Genomic DNA, 14,955 nt, shown 5'->3' with positions numbered 1-14,955 from the left:
GCGCGCCGATGGAACTCGTCTCGCAAAACAGGTGCTTCGGTGGCACGCAATCGGTCTATCGGCACCGCTCGGAGATCTGCGACGGCGAGATGACTCTCGGTCTATTTCTGCCGCCGCAGGCCGCGAACGGTCCGGTGCCGTTGTTATGGTACCTGTCCGGCCTGACCTGCACGCACGAGAATGCCATGATCAAGGCGGGGTTGCAGCGGCACGCGGCTGAGCACGGTCTGGCGGTTGTCTTTCCCGACACGTCGCCGCGTGGCGAGGGTGTCGCCGACGACCAGGCCTATGATCTGGGGCAGGGGGCGGGTTTCTACGTCAATGCCACCCAGAGGCCGTGGGCGCGGCATTTCCGCATGTATGACTATATCGTGACGGAGCTGCCGACGCTGCTCATGGAGGAGCAGCCGCTCAACGGGCAGCATGGCATCACCGGCCATTCCATGGGCGGGCATGGCGCCCTGACGATCGCGTTTCGCAATCCGGAGTTGTTCCGTTCGGTTTCCGCCTTTGCGCCTATCGTCAATCCGACCCGCTCGGACTGGGGACGCAAGCAATTCTCCGCCTATCTGGGCGATGACGAGGCGCATTGGGTGGACTATGACGCCTGCCTTCTTCTCGCCGAGCGTGGCTGGGCCGGTGACATTCTGATCGATCAGGGTGCTACGGATCAGTTTCTCGATCTGTTGCGGCCCGAAGCGATGGCGAACCTGATGGCGGAACGGCGGCAAGCGGGCGTGATGCGCATGCAGGCTGGTTATGATCACAGTTACTACTTCGTCGCGAGCTTCGGCGAGGACCATGTCCGCTGGCATGCCGAACGGCTTAAGGCCGCGTGACGGAAACGCGCGGCGCCGGTTTCGTCACGGGCAAGCGCGATCTGGCCCGAACGAAGATAGGCGGGTCGTGGGCAGAAAGTGTGAGTTCTAGCGCACCACCAACAGACGGGAGGACGGGAGATCAGGACGGAGACGAGGTCAAGAAAGCGGGCAGCCGCCTCGCGATCTTGGGGGATTTTCGCATAGCCGATGCCGGGAAGGAGGAGACCGCAAGGTTTTTCCGGTGCGAAGAGGGCGCAAGGCCCTGATCGGTATCACTCAACGGGAGGATGAAATGAAACGAATTTTCACATTACTTGCCGTGTTGTCCATCGGCGGGGCACAAGTCGCCCTCGCCAATTCGGACCTGCAGAAAGTCATCGATGACCCCAATCAATGGGCCATCCAGACCGGCGACTACGCCAATCAGCGCTATTCCAAACTCGACCAGATCAACAAGGATAATGTCGGTAAGATGCAGGTCGCTTGGACCTTCTCCACCGGCGTTCTGCGTGGTCACGAAGGTTCGCCGCTGGTGGTTGGCGACATGATGTATGTCCATGCGCCGTTCCCGAACACCGTGTTTGCACTGGACCTCAGCAAGGAAGGCCAGATCGTCTGGAAATACGAGCCGAAGCAGGACGCGGACGTCATTCCGGTCATGTGTTGCGACACCGTCAACCGTGGTGTCGCCTATGCTGACGGCAAGATCTTCCTGCATCAGGCCGACACAACGGTGGTCGCGCTCGACGCCAAGACCGGCAAGGTGATCTGGAGCGTCAAGAATGGCGATCCAAAGAAGGGCGAAACCAACACCGCGACCGTACTTCCGGTCAAGGACAAGGTCATTGTCGGCATTTCCGGCGGTGAGTTCGGCGTTCGCGGCTCGGTCACGGCTTATTCCATGGCCGATGGCAAGCTTCTGTGGCGCGGTTATTCCATGGGCCCGGACAGCGACACGCTGATGGATCCGGAAAAGACCACCCATCTCGGCAAGCCGGTCGGCAAGGATTCCGGCACGGCCACCTGGGAAGGCGATCAGTGGAAGATCGGTGGCGGAACCACCTGGGGCTGGTATTCCTACGATCCTGAGCTGAACCTGATGTACTATGGATCAGGTAACCCTTCGACCTGGAACCCGACGCAGCGTCCGGGTGACAACCGCTGGTCGATGACCATCTGGGCCCGCGATGTCGACACCGGCATGGCCAAGTGGGTCTACCAGATGACCCCGCATGACGAGTGGGACTATGACGGGATCAATGAAATGATCCTGTCGGATCAGAAGATCGGCGGCAAGATGCGCAAGATCCTGACCCATTTCGACCGCAACGGTTTCGGCTATACGCTCGACCGTGTCACGGGCGAACTGATGGTGGCGGAAAAGTATGACCCGGCCGTCAACTGGGCGACCGAAGTGGTGATGGATCCGAAGTCCGACCAGTATGGCCGGCCGCAGGTCGTCGCCGATTACTCGACCGAGCACAACGGCGAAGATGTGAACTCGACCGGAATCTGCCCGGCGGCCCTTGGCACCAAGGACCAGCAGCCGGCGGCCTATTCTCCGAACACCGAACTGTTCTACGTGCCGACCAACCACGTCTGCATGGACTATGAGCCCTTCCGGGTCAGCTATACCGCCGGCCAGCCCTATGTCGGGGCAACGCTATCGATGTATCCGGCGCCGGGCAGCCATGGCGGCATGGGCAATTTCATTGCCTGGGACGGCAAGGAAGGCAAGATCAAGTGGTCTCTGCCGGAGAAGTTCTCCGTCTGGTCGGGCGCCTTGGCCACGGCTGGTAACGTCGTCTTCTACGGCACGCTCGAAGGCTACCTGAAGGCGGTCGACGCCGAAACGGGCAAGGAGCTTTATCGCTTCAAGACCCCGTCGGGCATCATCGGCAACGTCATGACCTATAGCCATGGTGGCAAGCAGTTCGTGGCTGTGCTTTCGGGTGTCGGCGGCTGGGCCGGTATCGGTCTCGCAGCTGGTCTGACCAATCCGAACGAAGGTCTCGGCGCGGTCGGCGGCTATGCGGCGCTCAGCGACTATACCGCCCTTGGCGGCACGCTGACTGTCTTCTCGCTGCCGAACTGACGGCTGGTTTCGCACAGCAGACTGGCGCGGGTTACGAAGACCTGCGCCAGTTCGTTCTCAAGGCCCAAAAGGACGAACAATGACCAGACTAGCATCAGCCCTGCCGCGCGCGCTTGCCGCTTTGGCCCTGCTTGCCAGTGCCGCGACGGCGCAGGACGCCGAGAAGGCCGACAACATTACTGCCGCTTCTAACGAGGATGGCCGCTACTACACCGCCGACGGTGTCCCCACCTACAACATAGCTCCAGACGGCACGGTCGACTGGCTGACCTACTCCGGTTTCCGCCGCTATCATTCCGAGTGCCACGTCTGCCATGGACCGGAAGGCGAGGGATCGAGCTACGCGCCTGCGCTGAAAAACTCGGCTATCGCCATGGACTATTACGACTTTGTTGATGTTGTTACCAATGGTCGTAAGAAGGTCAATGCCGCCCAGAATTCGGTCATGCCATCCTTCGGTCAGAACTCCAACGTGATGTGCTATCTTGATGACATCTACGTTTATCTGAAGGCCCGCGGCACTGGTGCCGTACCACGCGGACGGCCGGCAAAGAAGGAGGCGAAGAGTGACGCGATCCGTCAGGCGGAGGCCGATTGCCTTGGTCAATAGGCCGATAGGAGTCTTGGGGGCTGTGCTTCTCGCCGCCATTGGTGGGCTGCCGGCCTTCGCGCAGACTTCGGACCTGGTGTCGAAGAGTGCTTTTCGCGTCTGTGCCGACCCGGCCAATCTGCCGCTGTCCGACAAATTCGAAGCCGGCTTCGAAAACAAGATCGCTGAGTTGATGGCACGCGAGCTCAAGTTGCCCCTGGAATATACCTGGTATCCGATGGCGACCGGCTTCATTCGCAAGACCTTGCAGGCCAATGCATGCGATGTCGTGATCGGCTACGCTCAGGGCGACGAGATGGTGCTCAACACCAACCATTACTACACATCGGGCTTCGTCCTGATCGTGCCGGCCAACGGCCCGCTCGCGGGTGTGACGGCGATCGGCGATCCGGCGTTGAAGGACAAACGGGTTGGCGTCGTTGCCGGCAGCCCTCCCGCTACCCACATGGGGTTGCACGGCCTTCTGGCGAAGGCCAAAGGCTACGATCTCATGGTCGATCGGCGTTATCAGGATCCGGCGGGTCAGATGCTGGCCGATCTCGAGGCCGGTACGATCGACGCGGCGATCCTTTGGGGCCCTATCGGTGGACCGTTGGTTAAGCAGAGCCATCCGGACCTCAAGGCGACGCTGCTGCTCTCGGAACCGGTGCAGCCGAAAATGTTCTACCGCATCACCATGGGGGTGCGTCAGGGCGAAAAGGTGTGGGAGCGCAAACTCAACTCCCTGATCCGTCGCAATCAGTCGGAGATCAACACCATCCTGAGCGAGTTCGGCGTGCCTCTTCTCAATGACATGGGCACTGCTCCTCTGGAGGCAGCAAAATGAGGACCGTGCGGCCGCTTCTTTTCCTCATGCTCTGGCTTGTGCCGGCGGGTCTGGCGGCGGAGGAAGCGGCCGGCTCGAGGTCGGACGACTGGTCGATTACTGTCGAAGAGCCCGACGCTTATCGTAATGAGGAATTCCGCGCTCCGGTGCCTGCCTCGCTTTCTGGCGCGACGGTGGTCTCGACGGACGAGGCGTATGCACTCTGGCAGGCTGGTGACGTTGCCTTCATCGATGTTTTGCCACATCCACCCAAACCGGCGAACCTGCCCGAGGGTACGGTATGGAATGAGAAGCCACGTATCTCGATCGAAGGGGCGATCTGGTTGCCGAACACGGGCTATGGGAAGCTGGCTGACATAACGCTCGCCTATTTCAAAAGCGGGTTAGAGAAGGCTAGCGGGGGGGACAAGGCAAAGCCGCTGCTTTTTTTCTGCCTGCCTGAATGCTGGATGTCCTGGAACGCGGCCAAACGGGCGCTCGAGCTCGGCTATCGTCGGGTCTACTGGTATCCCGATGGCAGCGAAGGCTGGACAACTGCCGGCCATCCGGCGGTGGATCTGAAGCCCGAGCCGGGCGCGGGTCAATAGCTCGTCAAGGTCTTCGACTTGCGTGTGACTGTGCCGTCCGTGTCGGTCATGGTCACGTCGATCACATGGCTTGCTGCGGGGATCGACAGCGTGAACTCGGGATTCTCGCTGAGAGAAATCGAGCCGGTAACGTCGGCAAATCGCTGGCCGTCGAGATCAATATCCACCCTTTCGACATAACGCATCGGGATGAACAACAGGCTGATCTGGTCCATCTGCATGCCGGAATGGCTCGGGTGGCTGATCTTCAGGCTCATCGAGACCTGCTGGTTCCTCAACCGCGCCAAATCTGTCAGAAGGTCACTCTTGCCCGAGGCGCGAAGGCTTCCGATCTCGATCTCCATATTGCCAAGTGTCGCAAGTGCAGCTTCCGGGTTACTACCCGGAGGAGCGGAACAGGCGCCCTGTCCAGAGGTCTTGACGAAACCTTCGACGGCGTAGAGCGTGCCATTGTCGAGCTCAGTCACGACATGAACCGGTGTCGGTCCGTTGACCCGAAGCGTTGCCTCGAAGGCGAAGCGCGCGATGGGGCGCGACAAATGAATGACAGCCGAAACCGGCATCGGATTCTGGTCCAGTATCAGGCTGACATCGCGGATGGAACGGCCGGCCGGCGCGAGTAGCGTAGCACCCATCACGGTTCTTGCGTCGTTGTCGGAGCGGTAGGGCGCGTCGAGTGTAATCATGCCCTCGCCGCCGGCGACCGGCCTGTCGCCGTAGAGTTGCATCTGTATCCCTGGCCATTGATCCTCGGCGAGGGCTGGCGACGCGGCGGTTAGCGTCAACTCCAGACCCATTGCCAATATCAGCCCCCATTTCGTCGCAATAACTTCAGAACGCACAGGCATGGCTTCACTCCTTCCGCGCTTTGCCCGCAAGAAACAAACCGAAGGCGCGTGGGCCATCGCCGGTCGGTATCTCGCCGATCATTCGCAAGCTTTGCGCATCGATGATCGACAGCGTGTTGGAATCCCAGTTGGCAACGACCACCTGCCGGCCATCGGCCGTCGTATCGATGCCCTCCGGATAACCTCCGACGTCGATTTTGGTAACCGGTGCATAGGTTCGCGCGTCGAAGACGCTGACGCTGTCGTCATACTGGTTGGTGACGAAACCGCGCCCCTTGGCGAAGGCGACGCCATAGGGCCTCTCGCGGGTTTTTACTTTGCCGAGAACGCGACCGCTTTGCGGATCGACGGCGGTAACAGTGTTGCTGCCGACATCGGCGGTGAAGATCCGACCGTCCGGCGCGAAGGTCAAGCCGAAAGGGCGCTCTCCGACGGTGACGCGATGCGCAAGCGAAAGCGTCGCCGCATCGAAAATGGAGATCTGGTTCGAATCTCGATCCGCCGTCGCCAACCAGCGACCGTTCGGCGAGATTGCGAGGCCGGCGGGGGCGCTGCCGGTTTCAAGGGTTCGCAGAACTGCAAGATCGCCGGCGGCCACGACCCATACGCGTGCATTGTACCAGTCCGAGACGAAGATCCGGGATCGCCTCTCATCGACTGCGACTCCCATTGGCCCGCCGTCCAGCTGGCGCTCGATCTCCGGAAGATGGGGGTCGAGACCGAAACGGCGCAGCGTCTTGCTGTCGGGACTGACCGTGAACACGGCCTGAAGTGCTTCCGACACGGCGATGCCTGCCGGCATGCCGGGCACGGCGATGCGTCGGACTTCTGTCATCCGCTCGACGTCAATCACGCTGAGCTCGCTGGAGGACTGGTTGGTCACATAGGCATAGTCAGCCGTGGCGCTGCGCGGCCCGGCAAGGGCCGCGAGCAGGCAAAGCAAAACAGTCTTATTGGCCGAATTTCGCTTCCAGGGCATCGAGGCCTGCCTTGTAAATAGCCGTCACCGCGGCAATAGCGGCCGCATCGTTGAGATTTTCCGGCGGCTCGTTGTTCGGATAGCCGCGATAGAAGGCGCCGCGCCATTCGATATGCGAGCCGCCGTTCGCCGTCGGAGACACGGTCAGGTGCGAGGAATAGTTGGTGACCGGCAGCACGGCGACGTCCACGTCCGTTATCCGGTAGGAATAGCTCATCTTCGTCGCATCATATTTATAGAGGACTTCCGCGATCGTCGGGCCGCCCTCCTTCCCGAGGGTCAGGACGCGCGTGGCATCGATCGCATTGTCGCCCTGGCCCGTCGTCGAAAAGACGGCTGGATGCCAGCTCATGTCCTGGAAATTGCCGATCACCGCCCACACTTCGGCTGGCGGCGCCTTCACGTCGACGGCCAGCGACAGCTTTTGCCGGGTCGGCCCATGCGCGAAGGCAATTGTCGGAACAAGCAGAAGGAATGTCAGCAGAAAGTTACGGACCTGTCGCATGGGGCTCCTCACGATTTAAAGAAATGGTTTTTCATGATGTAGTTGATGCCGCGCAACCAACTCTCATCGGTGTTCGAACGGATATCGACGGCTAGGGCGCGCAGGGTTACCCCGGTTTTCACGTCGGTGAGAACCAGATTCATCGAGAGGATCAGGTTCGAAACCTTCTGGACCTCGCCGACGAGCACATAGTCGGCGCCGAGGCGCTCGGCCATGCGCAACTCGCAGCCATAGCAATCGGCCGGATTGGTCGTGCGGGCAAGTTCCTCGGCGATCGGATCATTGGCGAGAATAACGAAACCTTCGTCACGGAAGCGCTGTCGCGTCGTCTCTTCCAGAAGGCGGGTCCGGGCCGTCTGGTCGGGCCTCTCTCCGTTATAAGCGCCCTCCGTGGATGTATCGATGAAGGTGATGCCGAGAAAGGCGACCCTGGCACCCCGCATCAGTGGCTTGTCCAGTGCCGCAAGCGCGAGCACGGGTGTCAGGACCAGCATAACAATGATCAGAATGCGCTGCATGCGGCCCAGCGTAACCATAGCCGGGTGAGTTCACCACGATCCATAAGTATCGGTTTCACGCCGCAAACCTCGCTGCTAGTCTCCACTTTAGGATGTGTCAGGAAGATTGGGAGGTCATTCCGACGATGTCTAATCTGCGGCTTACGCTTTCCTTACTCTGCGTTGCCTTGGTGACGACGCAGACCGCATCGGCCGCGGAGGTTAAGACCGCTGTCCTGCGCGTGGATAGCGTCAGGTTGCCGCCGATATCCAGGCTTGATGTGGCGCCTGCCGATCTCGGCTTTGCCGGTGCGACGCTTGGCAACGAGGACAACCGCACAACCGGCGCCTTCACCGGTATGGACTATCAATTGACGACCAAGGCGGTGGCGGCCGAGGAGGCGGAGGGCGCGCTCGATGCGCTCAAAGCCGAGGGCTTTCAGTTGATCACCGTGATTTCCGACGGTGAGACACTGAAAAAACTCGCCGATCACGCTGGTCCGGACACGCTCATTCTCAATGCCGGTGCGCGCGACGACGCGCTGCGGAACACCGAATGCCGGGCGAATGTTCTGCACATCGCTCCGAGCAGGTCGATGCTCTCCGACAGCGTCATGCAATTCCTCATGTGGAAGAAATGGTCACGGATCCTGTTGATCCGCGGATCCCACCCGGAAGACAAGCTGCTGGCCGACAGCTACCGAAAGTCCGCGGCGAAATTCGGCGCAAAGATCGTCGAAGAGCGTGAATTCGTTGACACCGGCGGCGCGCGGCGCACCGATACGGGGCATGTTCTCGTGCAGAAGCAAATCCCCGTCTTCATGCAGGACGCCAAGGAACATGACGTAACGGTCGCGGCCGACGAGACGGACGTCTTCGCGGCCTATTTGCCCTACCATTCCTGGGATCCGCGTCCCGTGGCGGGCTCGGCGGGCCTGATGCCGCTGACTTGGCATCAGGCGCATGAAGCTTGGGGCGCGACGCAATTCCAGCGCCGCTTCGAGAAGTTGACTGGGCGCGGCGCGCGCGAGGAGGATTATCAGGCATGGCTCTCCCTTCGCGTGATCGGTGAGGCCGTGACGCGCTCCGGCAAGGTCGATGTCGCCTCGATCCGTTCCTATCTTCTGTCGAAGGATTTCGAGATCGCCGCCTTCAAGGGGCAGAAGCTGACGTTCCGTTCATGGAACGGCCAGTTGCGCCAGCCGATCCTGCTCGGCGACGCCCGCATCACCGTTTCCGTCTCGCCGCAAGACGGTTATCTGCACCAGTATTCGCCGCTCGACACCCTGGGCACCGATGCGCCCGAAACCGCCTGCCACGCCTTTGGAGGATGAAATGCTGAAATACGCCTGGGTGATCCTGCCCGCCATCCTGCTCTCAAGCGAGCAGGCCCTTGCCAACAAGGTGTTCGTCACCAACGAGCGGGGCAACACGGTCAGCGTGCTCGACAGCAAGACCTGGGAGAAGATCGCCGAATTCCCGGCCGGTAACCGGCCACGCGGCATCACCATCAGTCCCGATGGTAAGGAGCTCTATGTCTGCGCTTCCGATGACGACACCGTGCGCGTCTTCGATCCGGATACCTATAAGGAACTGCACACGCTTCCGTCCGGTCCTGATCCCGAGCTTTTCGTGCTCAATCCCGCTGGCAATCCACTCTATGTCGCCAATGAAAACGATAACCTCGTGACTGTGGTCGACGTCAAAACCCGCCAGGTGCTCGCCGAAGTCCCGGTGGGTGTCGAACCGGAGGGGGTGGCGATCAGTCCCGATGCCAAGACGCTGATCAATACCTCCGAGACGACCAATATGGCGCATTTCATCGACACCTCGACCTATGAGATCGTCCACAATGTCCTGGTCGACCAGCGGCCGCGCTATGCCGAATTCACCGCCGATGGCAAAAAACTCTATGTCAGTGCCGAGATTGGCGGAACCGTCTCTGTCATCAACCTCGACACGGATACGCCGAAGGTCGACAAGAAAATCACCTTCCAGGTGCCCGGAGTTCTGCCGGAATGGTTGCAGCCGGTCGGGGTGAGGGCGACCAGCGATGGTACGCGCGTTTTCGTGGCGCTCGGTCCTGCCAATCGTGTCGCGGTGATCGATGCCAAGACGGACGAGGTGCTCGATTATCTGCTGGTTGGCCAGCGCGTCTGGCAGATGGCGTTTACACCGGACGAGGAATTCCTGGTGGTCACCAATGGCAATTCCAACGACGTCAGCATCATCGATGTGAAGGGCGAGAAGGTCATTCGCTCGGTTCCGGTAGGCGAACAGCCCTGGGGGGTGGTCGTCGCGCCGAACTAATTACTTTCAAAACACTCGATATCGGGAGAATTTTGGATGCCTAAGGGGTTTTTCGCAGCTGTTGTCGCACTGGCCACAGTTTCTTCGATGAGCACATTCATCGCAACGTCAGCCGTTGCCGCGCCACTCTGTGACAAATTTGGCTTCGCCGGGCTTCTGGCCAAATGCAATCGTGGAGAGCCGATCGAGCTCACGCTCGCCTCGGGCCAGCCGCTTGGCAAGGGCGATGTGGCGTTACAGTCCGGGGCCTATTACGAGATGAGGATCACGGCTGACGGTTCGGCCGAGATTGGTATCAGCGGCGCTTCTTTCTTCCGGGCGATCTGGCTGAATGAGGTCGTCATCAACGGAATCGAGGTGCGCCCCATGGCGCTCGACAGTCTCGAATTCGACAAGGCGGGCGTAGCGACGATGTCGTTTATCGCCATCAAGCCTGGCGTTTATGAGGTTCGTATTCCAAACACCACGAGCGACAGCCAGAAAGTCACGATTTCAATTCAGTAAGCCAATCTCGACAGAAGGACGATTTCGATGAAAAACAGCTTGATGAGGGCCATGCTTTTCACTGCAATTCTGGCGTTCCCTGCGGCGGCCTTCGCCGAAGAGGTCCCGGCAGGCAAGCGGCAGGCGATCCAGGATATGTTGAAGGCCATGCAATGCGAGGTCGATCCGGCCAATATCGAGGCTGACGGCGATGGCTTCGAACTCGATGACGTTTTCTGTGCCGATGGGCAGTACGACATGGATCTGAATGCGGACCTGACGATCGCCGAGAAGCGCAAGGAATAGGCGCGACGGCAGGCGCCGCGCGAATCGTGTACAAAGCCGTCCCATGACGCGTCTTATAAGACGATGCGGCGGACCAGGGAGAGAAAAGGCAATGCGTATTCTTGGACACCTGCTTGCTGGCTGCCTTCTTGCGATAGGCATGTCGCCGGCCATGGCCGAGGACCTCCCCAAGCTTCGGGCAGCGATGCTGGCGTCCGGCACTGTCAATTGGGAGATCTCCACGATCAAGGCGAACACGCTCGACACAGAGAACGTGTTCGAATTGGCGGTGCAGGACTATGCCGACAATGGCGCGACGCGTGTCGCCTTCGAAGGCGGTGAGGCCGACACCATGGTGGCCGACTGGATCTGGGTCGCTTACCAGCGTGCTGCCGGCAAAGACTACGTCTTCATTCCCTATTCCCGTGCCGTCGGCGGTCTCGTGGTCCGTAACGACAGCCCGGTGAAGGCGCTGCCCGACCTCAAGGGTCAGAAGATCGGCATTGCCGGCGGCCCGCTCGACAAGAGTTGGCTGATCCTGCGCGCCTATGCGACCAAGAAGTATGGCATGGATCTCGCCGGGGAGACCGAACAGGTGTTCGGCGCCCCGCCGCTGATCTTCAAGGCAGCACTGTCTGGCGAGATGGCGGGCGCGATCAATTTCTGGCACTTTCTCGCCAAGATGAAGGCCAAGGGCATGCATGATCTGGTCACCGTGGCAGATGCTGCGACCGAGCTTGGCCTCGACCCTGAGACGCCGTTGCTGGGCTATGTGTTGAAGGGCGAATTCGTCAAGGCTCATCCGGATGTGGCACAGGGGCTCTACAAGGCCTCGGTGGCGGCCAAGGCCTTGCTGCGTGATGACGACAAGGCCTGGGAAGGTCTGCGGGGTTCGATGAACGCCGCGAATGACGCTGAATTCGTGGCATTGCGTGAAGGCTATCGCGCCGGCATTCCGAGCGCCAAACCGATTGATGAAGCGGCGGCCGATCGCTTCCTGCGGCTGATGGCCGAGCTTGGTGGGGAGGAGCTTGTCGGCAAGGCCACGACGCTCCCGCAAGGGGTCTTCCTGCACCTTGAGTGAAATTGCTCAAAATCCGCTGATCGTTCGCACCCTGTCGCTTGGCCTGCTATTGCTGGTCTGGATGGGCGCGGCGGCGTTGACGGCGGATCCGAGCATCCTGCCGCAGCCATGGACACTCGGAGAACCCTTCGTCCGCGCGACGGTATCCGGCGCGCTGCCCTATCATCTCGCCATGACGCTGGGGCGCGTGGTGATGGCCTTCGTGCCTGCCATGGCGATCGGCGTGGCTCTGGGCTTCCTGATGGGGCGTTACCCGGTGTTCGACCGGTGGCTTGATCCCTGGCTGGTGGTGTTTCTCAACCTTCCGGCGCTGGTTCTGATCGTGCTCTGTTATCTCTGGATCGGCCTGAACGAGACGGCGGCTGTCGTCGCAGTGGTGCTTAACAAGATCCCAAGCGTGGCCACGCTTCTGCGTGAAGGCGCCAGGGCGCTTGATCCGAATCTTGATGCGATGGCAAAGGTCTACCGCATGGCGCCCATGGCGCGGCTGCGCCATGTCGTCATTCCGCAGCTTGCGCCCTATATCGCCGGTGCCGCCCGTTCGGGTATCGCGGTTATCTGGAAGATCGTCCTGGTGGTCGAATTCCTCGGCCGCTCCAGTGGCGTCGGGTTTCAGATCCACTTCTATTTCCAGCTGTTCGATGTCGCCATGGTGCTGGTCTATTCGTTGACCTTCATCGTCGTCATGCTCATGGTCGAGTCCCTGATCCTGCAGCCGATCGAGCGTCGGGCGCGGGCCTGGAGGACGGCATGATCAAGGTCGATGTTCGGCGCAAGGCATTCGGCGAGAGCGAGATCCTGCATGACATCCGTTTTGACGTCGCAGACGGCGAGACCGTCGCCATTCTCGGCCCCTCCGGGATCGGCAAGTCCACGCTGTTGCGATTGATTGCCGGGATAGACACCGTCTTCGAAGGCCAGATCGTGTGCCCACAGCGCATTGCCATGGTGTTCCAGGAGCCTGTTCTCCTGCCGTGGCGACGTGTGCTGGAGAACCTCACGCTCGTCCATCCGACCCTTGGTGACAAAGCCGCGCGGGCAGCACTCGAGCGGATCGGCATTCTCGACCAGGCGGCGCTCTTTCCTGGGCAGCTGTCTCTAGGCCAACAAAGGCGCCTAGCACTGGCGCGGGCCTTTGCCGGGCGGCCGGAACTACTTATCCTGGATGAGCCCTATGTCTCGCTCGATCCGCAGACCGCCGAAGACATGCTGGAACTGACCGAAAGGCTGATTGTCGAGACCGGTCCGGCGGTGATCCTCGTGACGCATTCCGAAGCGGAAGCAAGGCGCCTTGCCCGGCGCAGCCTCCGGCTTGCGGGCCGGCCGGCGACGGTGGTCGGCGACGCGAATGTCGCTCAGGCGGAGGGTGTCGCATGAATGGCCTCGAGATCAACCATGTCAGCTATCGTTACGGCGAGCGCAAAGCGCTTGACGACGTCTCTTTCCAGGTCGAACCTGGCCGGTTCTGTGCATTGCTCGGTCCGAACGGCGCCGGCAAGTCGACACTCTTTGCCCTGCTGACCCGTTTGATCGTCGCGGACGAAGGGGCGATCCAGGTTGCCGGCTTCGACATCGCCCGTTCACCCCGCGCGGCACTTGCCCGGATCGGTGTGGTGTTCCAGCAACCCACCCTTGATCTCGACATGACGGTGCGCCGCAACCTGCGTTATTTCGCCGGCCTGCATGGCCTGTCCGGCCGTTCCGCCGCCATTGCCATCGACCGGGCCCTCGCGCAACTCGGCATGGCCGAACGTGCCGATGAAGTGGTGCGGTCCTTGAACGGCGGGCACCGGCGCCGCATGGAGATCGCCCGCGCGCTCGTCCATCAGCCGGATATCCTGCTGCTCGACGAAGCGACCGTCGGCCTTGACGCCGCGGCGCGACAGGCGATCACCGACCATGTGCATGAGCTTGCCGGGACGGGACTTGCTGTACTGTGGGCAACCCATCTGGTCGACGAGGTCGCTATGGCGGATCAGGTCGTGGTGCTGCATCGTGGGCGGGTCCGGAGCGATGGCCCGGCCGGCGAACTGGCAGGGGAAAGTGGCCTGGCCAAGGCCTTTCTCGCCATGACGGACGAGAGCATGGAGGCCGGCGCATGAAAGCCTGGCTGACCGCGCTCTTCGCCATCATCACCCGCGAGAACCTGCGCTTCGTAAGACAGCGCGGACGCTTTCTCGCGGCTCTGGTGCGTCCGCTGGTCTGGCTCATCGTCTTCGCCGCCGGTTTTCGCGCAGCGCTGGGCGTGTCGATTATCCCACCCTATCAAACCTACATCACCTACGAAGTCTATATCCTGCCCGGGCTTTGCGGCATGATCCAGCTGTTCAATGGCATGCAGTCATCGCTGTCGCTGGTCTACGATCAGGAGATGGGTTCGATGCGCCTGCTGCTAACCTCGCCGCTGCCGCGCTGGTGGCTGCTTTTTTCCAAATTGCTCGCTGGCGTCATCGTATCGATCGTGCAGGTCATGGTGTTCCTCGGCATAGCTGCCTTGACCGGTATCGACCTGCCGCCGCTCGGTTACCTGACGGTCCTGCCGGCTCTGCTGGTCAGCGGTCTGATGCTCGGGGCGTTCGGTCTGGTGATTTCCTCGACCATTCGTCAGCTCGAGAATTTCGCTGGCGTAATGAACTTCGTCATCTTTCCGATGTTCTTCCTGTCGTCGGCCCTTTACCCTTTGTGGAAGATGGCTGAAAGCTCGTCTTTGCTTCGCGACATCTGCGCCTTGAACCCCTTCACCCACGCCGTTGAGCTCATCCGTTTCGCGCTTTATGGCGAACTCAATCTGGAGGCGCTGGCATGGGTTTGCGGATGCTTCGCCGTATTCATGCTGGCCGCCGTTTGGGGGTATGATCCGGCCCGCGCCATGCTGCGGGCGCGTGGCCGATAACGGCTTTCTTTCCCTTGTATTCCCGGTGTTTTCATCGAAACCGCCACCTTCCGCTAGGTTGTCGTTCTCCTGGTTTGCCCCGATCCTGCGGGGGATCGAGACGTCCTGAGACGTCCGAACTTGAGGAGGAGG

At 60.9% G+C, this 14,955-nt stretch carries 18 protein-coding genes; 14 read left to right on the top strand and 4 right to left on the bottom strand.

What is annotated here, in order from left to right; translation table 11 throughout:
- The first annotated feature begins 8 nt into the window (after positions 1-8).
- The 5 genes from fghA to RNA01_RS21140 all read left to right on the top strand — a co-directional run bounded on the left by fghA (position 9) and on the right by RNA01_RS21140 (position 4,939).
- A complete protein-coding gene (fghA, locus tag RNA01_RS21160; RefSeq protein WP_147182120.1) occupies positions 9-839 on the top strand; it encodes an S-formylglutathione hydrolase in 831 nt (276 codons plus the stop codon).
- Between the two features lie 274 nt (positions 840-1,113).
- Positions 1,114-2,916, top strand: coding sequence for a lanthanide-dependent methanol dehydrogenase XoxF5 (xoxF5, locus tag RNA01_RS21155; protein ID WP_147182116.1), 1,803 nt, complete (start codon positions 1,114-1,116; stop codon positions 2,914-2,916).
- Between the two features lie 79 nt (positions 2,917-2,995).
- Positions 2,996-3,526 (top strand): c-type cytochrome, methanol metabolism-related, encoded by a 531-nt coding sequence (locus tag RNA01_RS21150; protein ID WP_147182115.1) that lies wholly within the window; start codon positions 2,996-2,998, stop codon positions 3,524-3,526.
- Between the two features lie 13 nt (positions 3,527-3,539).
- Positions 3,540-4,352 carry a substrate-binding domain-containing protein gene (locus tag RNA01_RS21145; RefSeq protein WP_371864084.1) on the top strand — a complete coding sequence of 271 codons (813 nt, stop codon included), beginning with the start codon at positions 3,540-3,542 and terminating at the stop codon, positions 4,350-4,352.
- Positions 4,349-4,939: a PQQ-dependent catabolism-associated CXXCW motif protein gene (locus RNA01_RS21140; protein WP_147182114.1), complete on the top strand. Its 591-nt coding sequence runs from the start codon at positions 4,349-4,351 to the stop codon at positions 4,937-4,939. Before RNA01_RS21145 ends, RNA01_RS21140 begins: the two co-directional genes overlap by 4 nt.
- On the opposite strand, the gene RNA01_RS21135 is transcribed toward RNA01_RS21140, so the two are convergent.
- The 4 genes from RNA01_RS21135 to RNA01_RS21120 are packed head-to-tail and all read right to left on the bottom strand — an operon-like array spanning position 4,933 to position 7,789.
- A complete protein-coding gene (locus RNA01_RS21135; RefSeq protein ID WP_210245794.1) occupies positions 4,933-5,787 on the bottom strand; it encodes a quinoprotein dehydrogenase-associated SoxYZ-like carrier in 855 nt (284 codons plus the stop codon). The genes RNA01_RS21140 and RNA01_RS21135 overlap by 7 nt on opposite strands.
- Before the next feature lie 4 nt (positions 5,788-5,791).
- The gene (locus RNA01_RS21130) at positions 5,792-6,766 is read right to left on the bottom strand and encodes a beta-propeller fold lactonase family protein (RefSeq protein ID WP_147182113.1); all 975 of its coding nucleotides are present in this window, start codon (positions 6,764-6,766) and stop codon (positions 5,792-5,794) included.
- The gene (locus tag RNA01_RS21125) at positions 6,738-7,271 is read right to left on the bottom strand and encodes an SRPBCC family protein (RefSeq protein ID WP_147182112.1); all 534 of its coding nucleotides are present in this window, start codon (positions 7,269-7,271) and stop codon (positions 6,738-6,740) included. Before RNA01_RS21125 ends, RNA01_RS21130 begins: the two co-directional genes overlap by 29 nt.
- An 8-nt stretch (positions 7,272-7,279) precedes the next feature.
- A complete protein-coding gene (locus RNA01_RS21120) occupies positions 7,280-7,789 on the bottom strand; it encodes a DUF3280 domain-containing protein (RefSeq protein WP_147182111.1) in 510 nt (169 codons plus the stop codon).
- Between the two features lie 125 nt (positions 7,790-7,914).
- Between RNA01_RS21120 and RNA01_RS21115 the strand changes: the two genes are divergently transcribed.
- From RNA01_RS21115 to RNA01_RS21075, 9 genes are all read left to right on the top strand, one after another.
- Positions 7,915-9,102: a lanthanide ABC transporter ABC transporter substrate-binding protein PedA1 gene (locus tag RNA01_RS21115; RefSeq protein WP_147182110.1), complete on the top strand. Its 1,188-nt coding sequence runs from the start codon at positions 7,915-7,917 to the stop codon at positions 9,100-9,102.
- 1 nt (position 9,103) lies between these two features.
- The gene (locus RNA01_RS21110; RefSeq protein ID WP_147182109.1) at positions 9,104-10,078 is read left to right on the top strand and encodes a YVTN family beta-propeller repeat protein; all 975 of its coding nucleotides are present in this window, start codon (positions 9,104-9,106) and stop codon (positions 10,076-10,078) included.
- A 36-nt stretch (positions 10,079-10,114) separates the two neighbouring features.
- On the top strand, positions 10,115-10,582 hold the full coding sequence (locus tag RNA01_RS21105) for a cupredoxin domain-containing protein (RefSeq protein WP_147182108.1): 468 nt from the start codon (positions 10,115-10,117) through the stop codon (positions 10,580-10,582).
- A 27-nt stretch (positions 10,583-10,609) separates the two neighbouring features.
- Positions 10,610-10,867: a hypothetical protein gene (locus tag RNA01_RS21100; RefSeq protein ID WP_235916823.1), complete on the top strand. Its 258-nt coding sequence runs from the start codon at positions 10,610-10,612 to the stop codon at positions 10,865-10,867.
- 91 nt (positions 10,868-10,958) lie between these two features.
- Positions 10,959-11,930 carry an ABC transporter substrate-binding protein gene (locus RNA01_RS21095; protein WP_147182107.1) on the top strand — a complete coding sequence of 324 codons (972 nt, stop codon included), beginning with the start codon at positions 10,959-10,961 and terminating at the stop codon, positions 11,928-11,930.
- Between the two features lie 61 nt (positions 11,931-11,991).
- Positions 11,992-12,684 (top strand): ABC transporter permease, encoded by a 693-nt coding sequence (locus RNA01_RS21090; protein ID WP_371864085.1) that lies wholly within the window; start codon positions 11,992-11,994, stop codon positions 12,682-12,684.
- Positions 12,681-13,307 (top strand): ABC transporter ATP-binding protein, encoded by a 627-nt coding sequence (locus tag RNA01_RS21085; protein ID WP_147182105.1) that lies wholly within the window; start codon positions 12,681-12,683, stop codon positions 13,305-13,307. Before RNA01_RS21090 ends, RNA01_RS21085 begins: the two co-directional genes overlap by 4 nt.
- Complete coding sequence (locus tag RNA01_RS21080; protein WP_147182104.1) at positions 13,304-14,032, top strand: lanthanide ABC transporter ATP-binding protein PedB/LutE; 729 nt, start codon at positions 13,304-13,306, stop codon at positions 14,030-14,032. Before RNA01_RS21085 ends, RNA01_RS21080 begins: the two co-directional genes overlap by 4 nt.
- Positions 14,029-14,823: a lanthanide ABC transporter permease protein PedC gene (locus RNA01_RS21075; protein ID WP_147182103.1), complete on the top strand. Its 795-nt coding sequence runs from the start codon at positions 14,029-14,031 to the stop codon at positions 14,821-14,823. The genes RNA01_RS21080 and RNA01_RS21075 overlap by 4 nt, the downstream gene beginning before the upstream one ends.
- Positions 14,824-14,955: the final 132 nt, after the last annotated feature.

The organism is Paenirhizobium naphthalenivorans (assembly GCF_007992095.1).
In the GTDB taxonomy this organism is placed as follows: domain Bacteria; phylum Pseudomonadota; class Alphaproteobacteria; order Rhizobiales; family Rhizobiaceae; genus Allorhizobium; species Allorhizobium naphthalenivorans.
Note: the sequence above shows the minus strand (reverse complement) of the source record. Positions and strands in the feature narration are given on the sequence as shown.

Excerpts from the sequence above, each read along its gene's own strand:
- RNA01_RS21150 (WP_147182115.1), top strand. The coding sequence starts at position 2,996 with ATGACCAGACTAGCATCAGCCCTGCCGCGCGCGCTTGCCGCTTTGGCC.
- RNA01_RS21105 (WP_147182108.1), top strand. The coding sequence starts at position 10,115 with ATGCCTAAGGGGTTTTTCGCAGCTGTTGTCGCACTGGCCACAGTTTCT.
- RNA01_RS21090 (WP_371864085.1), top strand. The coding sequence starts at position 11,992 with ATGGGCGCGGCGGCGTTGACGGCGGATCCGAGCATCCTGCCGCAGCCA.
- RNA01_RS21135 (WP_210245794.1), bottom strand. The coding sequence starts at position 5,787 with ATGCCTGTGCGTTCTGAAGTTATTGCGACGAAATGGGGGCTGATATTG.
- RNA01_RS21100 (WP_235916823.1), top strand. The coding sequence starts at position 10,610 with ATGAAAAACAGCTTGATGAGGGCCATGCTTTTCACTGCAATTCTGGCG.
- RNA01_RS21130 (WP_147182113.1), bottom strand. The coding sequence starts at position 6,766 with ATGCCCTGGAAGCGAAATTCGGCCAATAAGACTGTTTTGCTTTGCCTG.
- RNA01_RS21125 (WP_147182112.1), bottom strand. The coding sequence starts at position 7,271 with ATGCGACAGGTCCGTAACTTTCTGCTGACATTCCTTCTGCTTGTTCCG.
- RNA01_RS21075 (WP_147182103.1), top strand. The coding sequence starts at position 14,029 with ATGAAAGCCTGGCTGACCGCGCTCTTCGCCATCATCACCCGCGAGAAC.
- RNA01_RS21140 (WP_147182114.1), top strand. The coding sequence starts at position 4,349 with ATGAGGACCGTGCGGCCGCTTCTTTTCCTCATGCTCTGGCTTGTGCCG.
- RNA01_RS21080 (WP_147182104.1), top strand. The coding sequence starts at position 13,304 with ATGAATGGCCTCGAGATCAACCATGTCAGCTATCGTTACGGCGAGCGC.
- RNA01_RS21115 (WP_147182110.1), top strand. The coding sequence starts at position 7,915 with ATGTCTAATCTGCGGCTTACGCTTTCCTTACTCTGCGTTGCCTTGGTG.
- RNA01_RS21110 (WP_147182109.1), top strand. The coding sequence starts at position 9,104 with ATGCTGAAATACGCCTGGGTGATCCTGCCCGCCATCCTGCTCTCAAGC.
- RNA01_RS21095 (WP_147182107.1), top strand. The coding sequence starts at position 10,959 with ATGCGTATTCTTGGACACCTGCTTGCTGGCTGCCTTCTTGCGATAGGC.
- RNA01_RS21085 (WP_147182105.1), top strand. The coding sequence starts at position 12,681 with ATGATCAAGGTCGATGTTCGGCGCAAGGCATTCGGCGAGAGCGAGATC.
- RNA01_RS21120 (WP_147182111.1), bottom strand. The coding sequence starts at position 7,789 with ATGCAGCGCATTCTGATCATTGTTATGCTGGTCCTGACACCCGTGCTC.
- fghA (WP_147182120.1), top strand. The coding sequence starts at position 9 with ATGGAACTCGTCTCGCAAAACAGGTGCTTCGGTGGCACGCAATCGGTC.
- xoxF5 (WP_147182116.1), top strand. The coding sequence starts at position 1,114 with ATGAAACGAATTTTCACATTACTTGCCGTGTTGTCCATCGGCGGGGCA.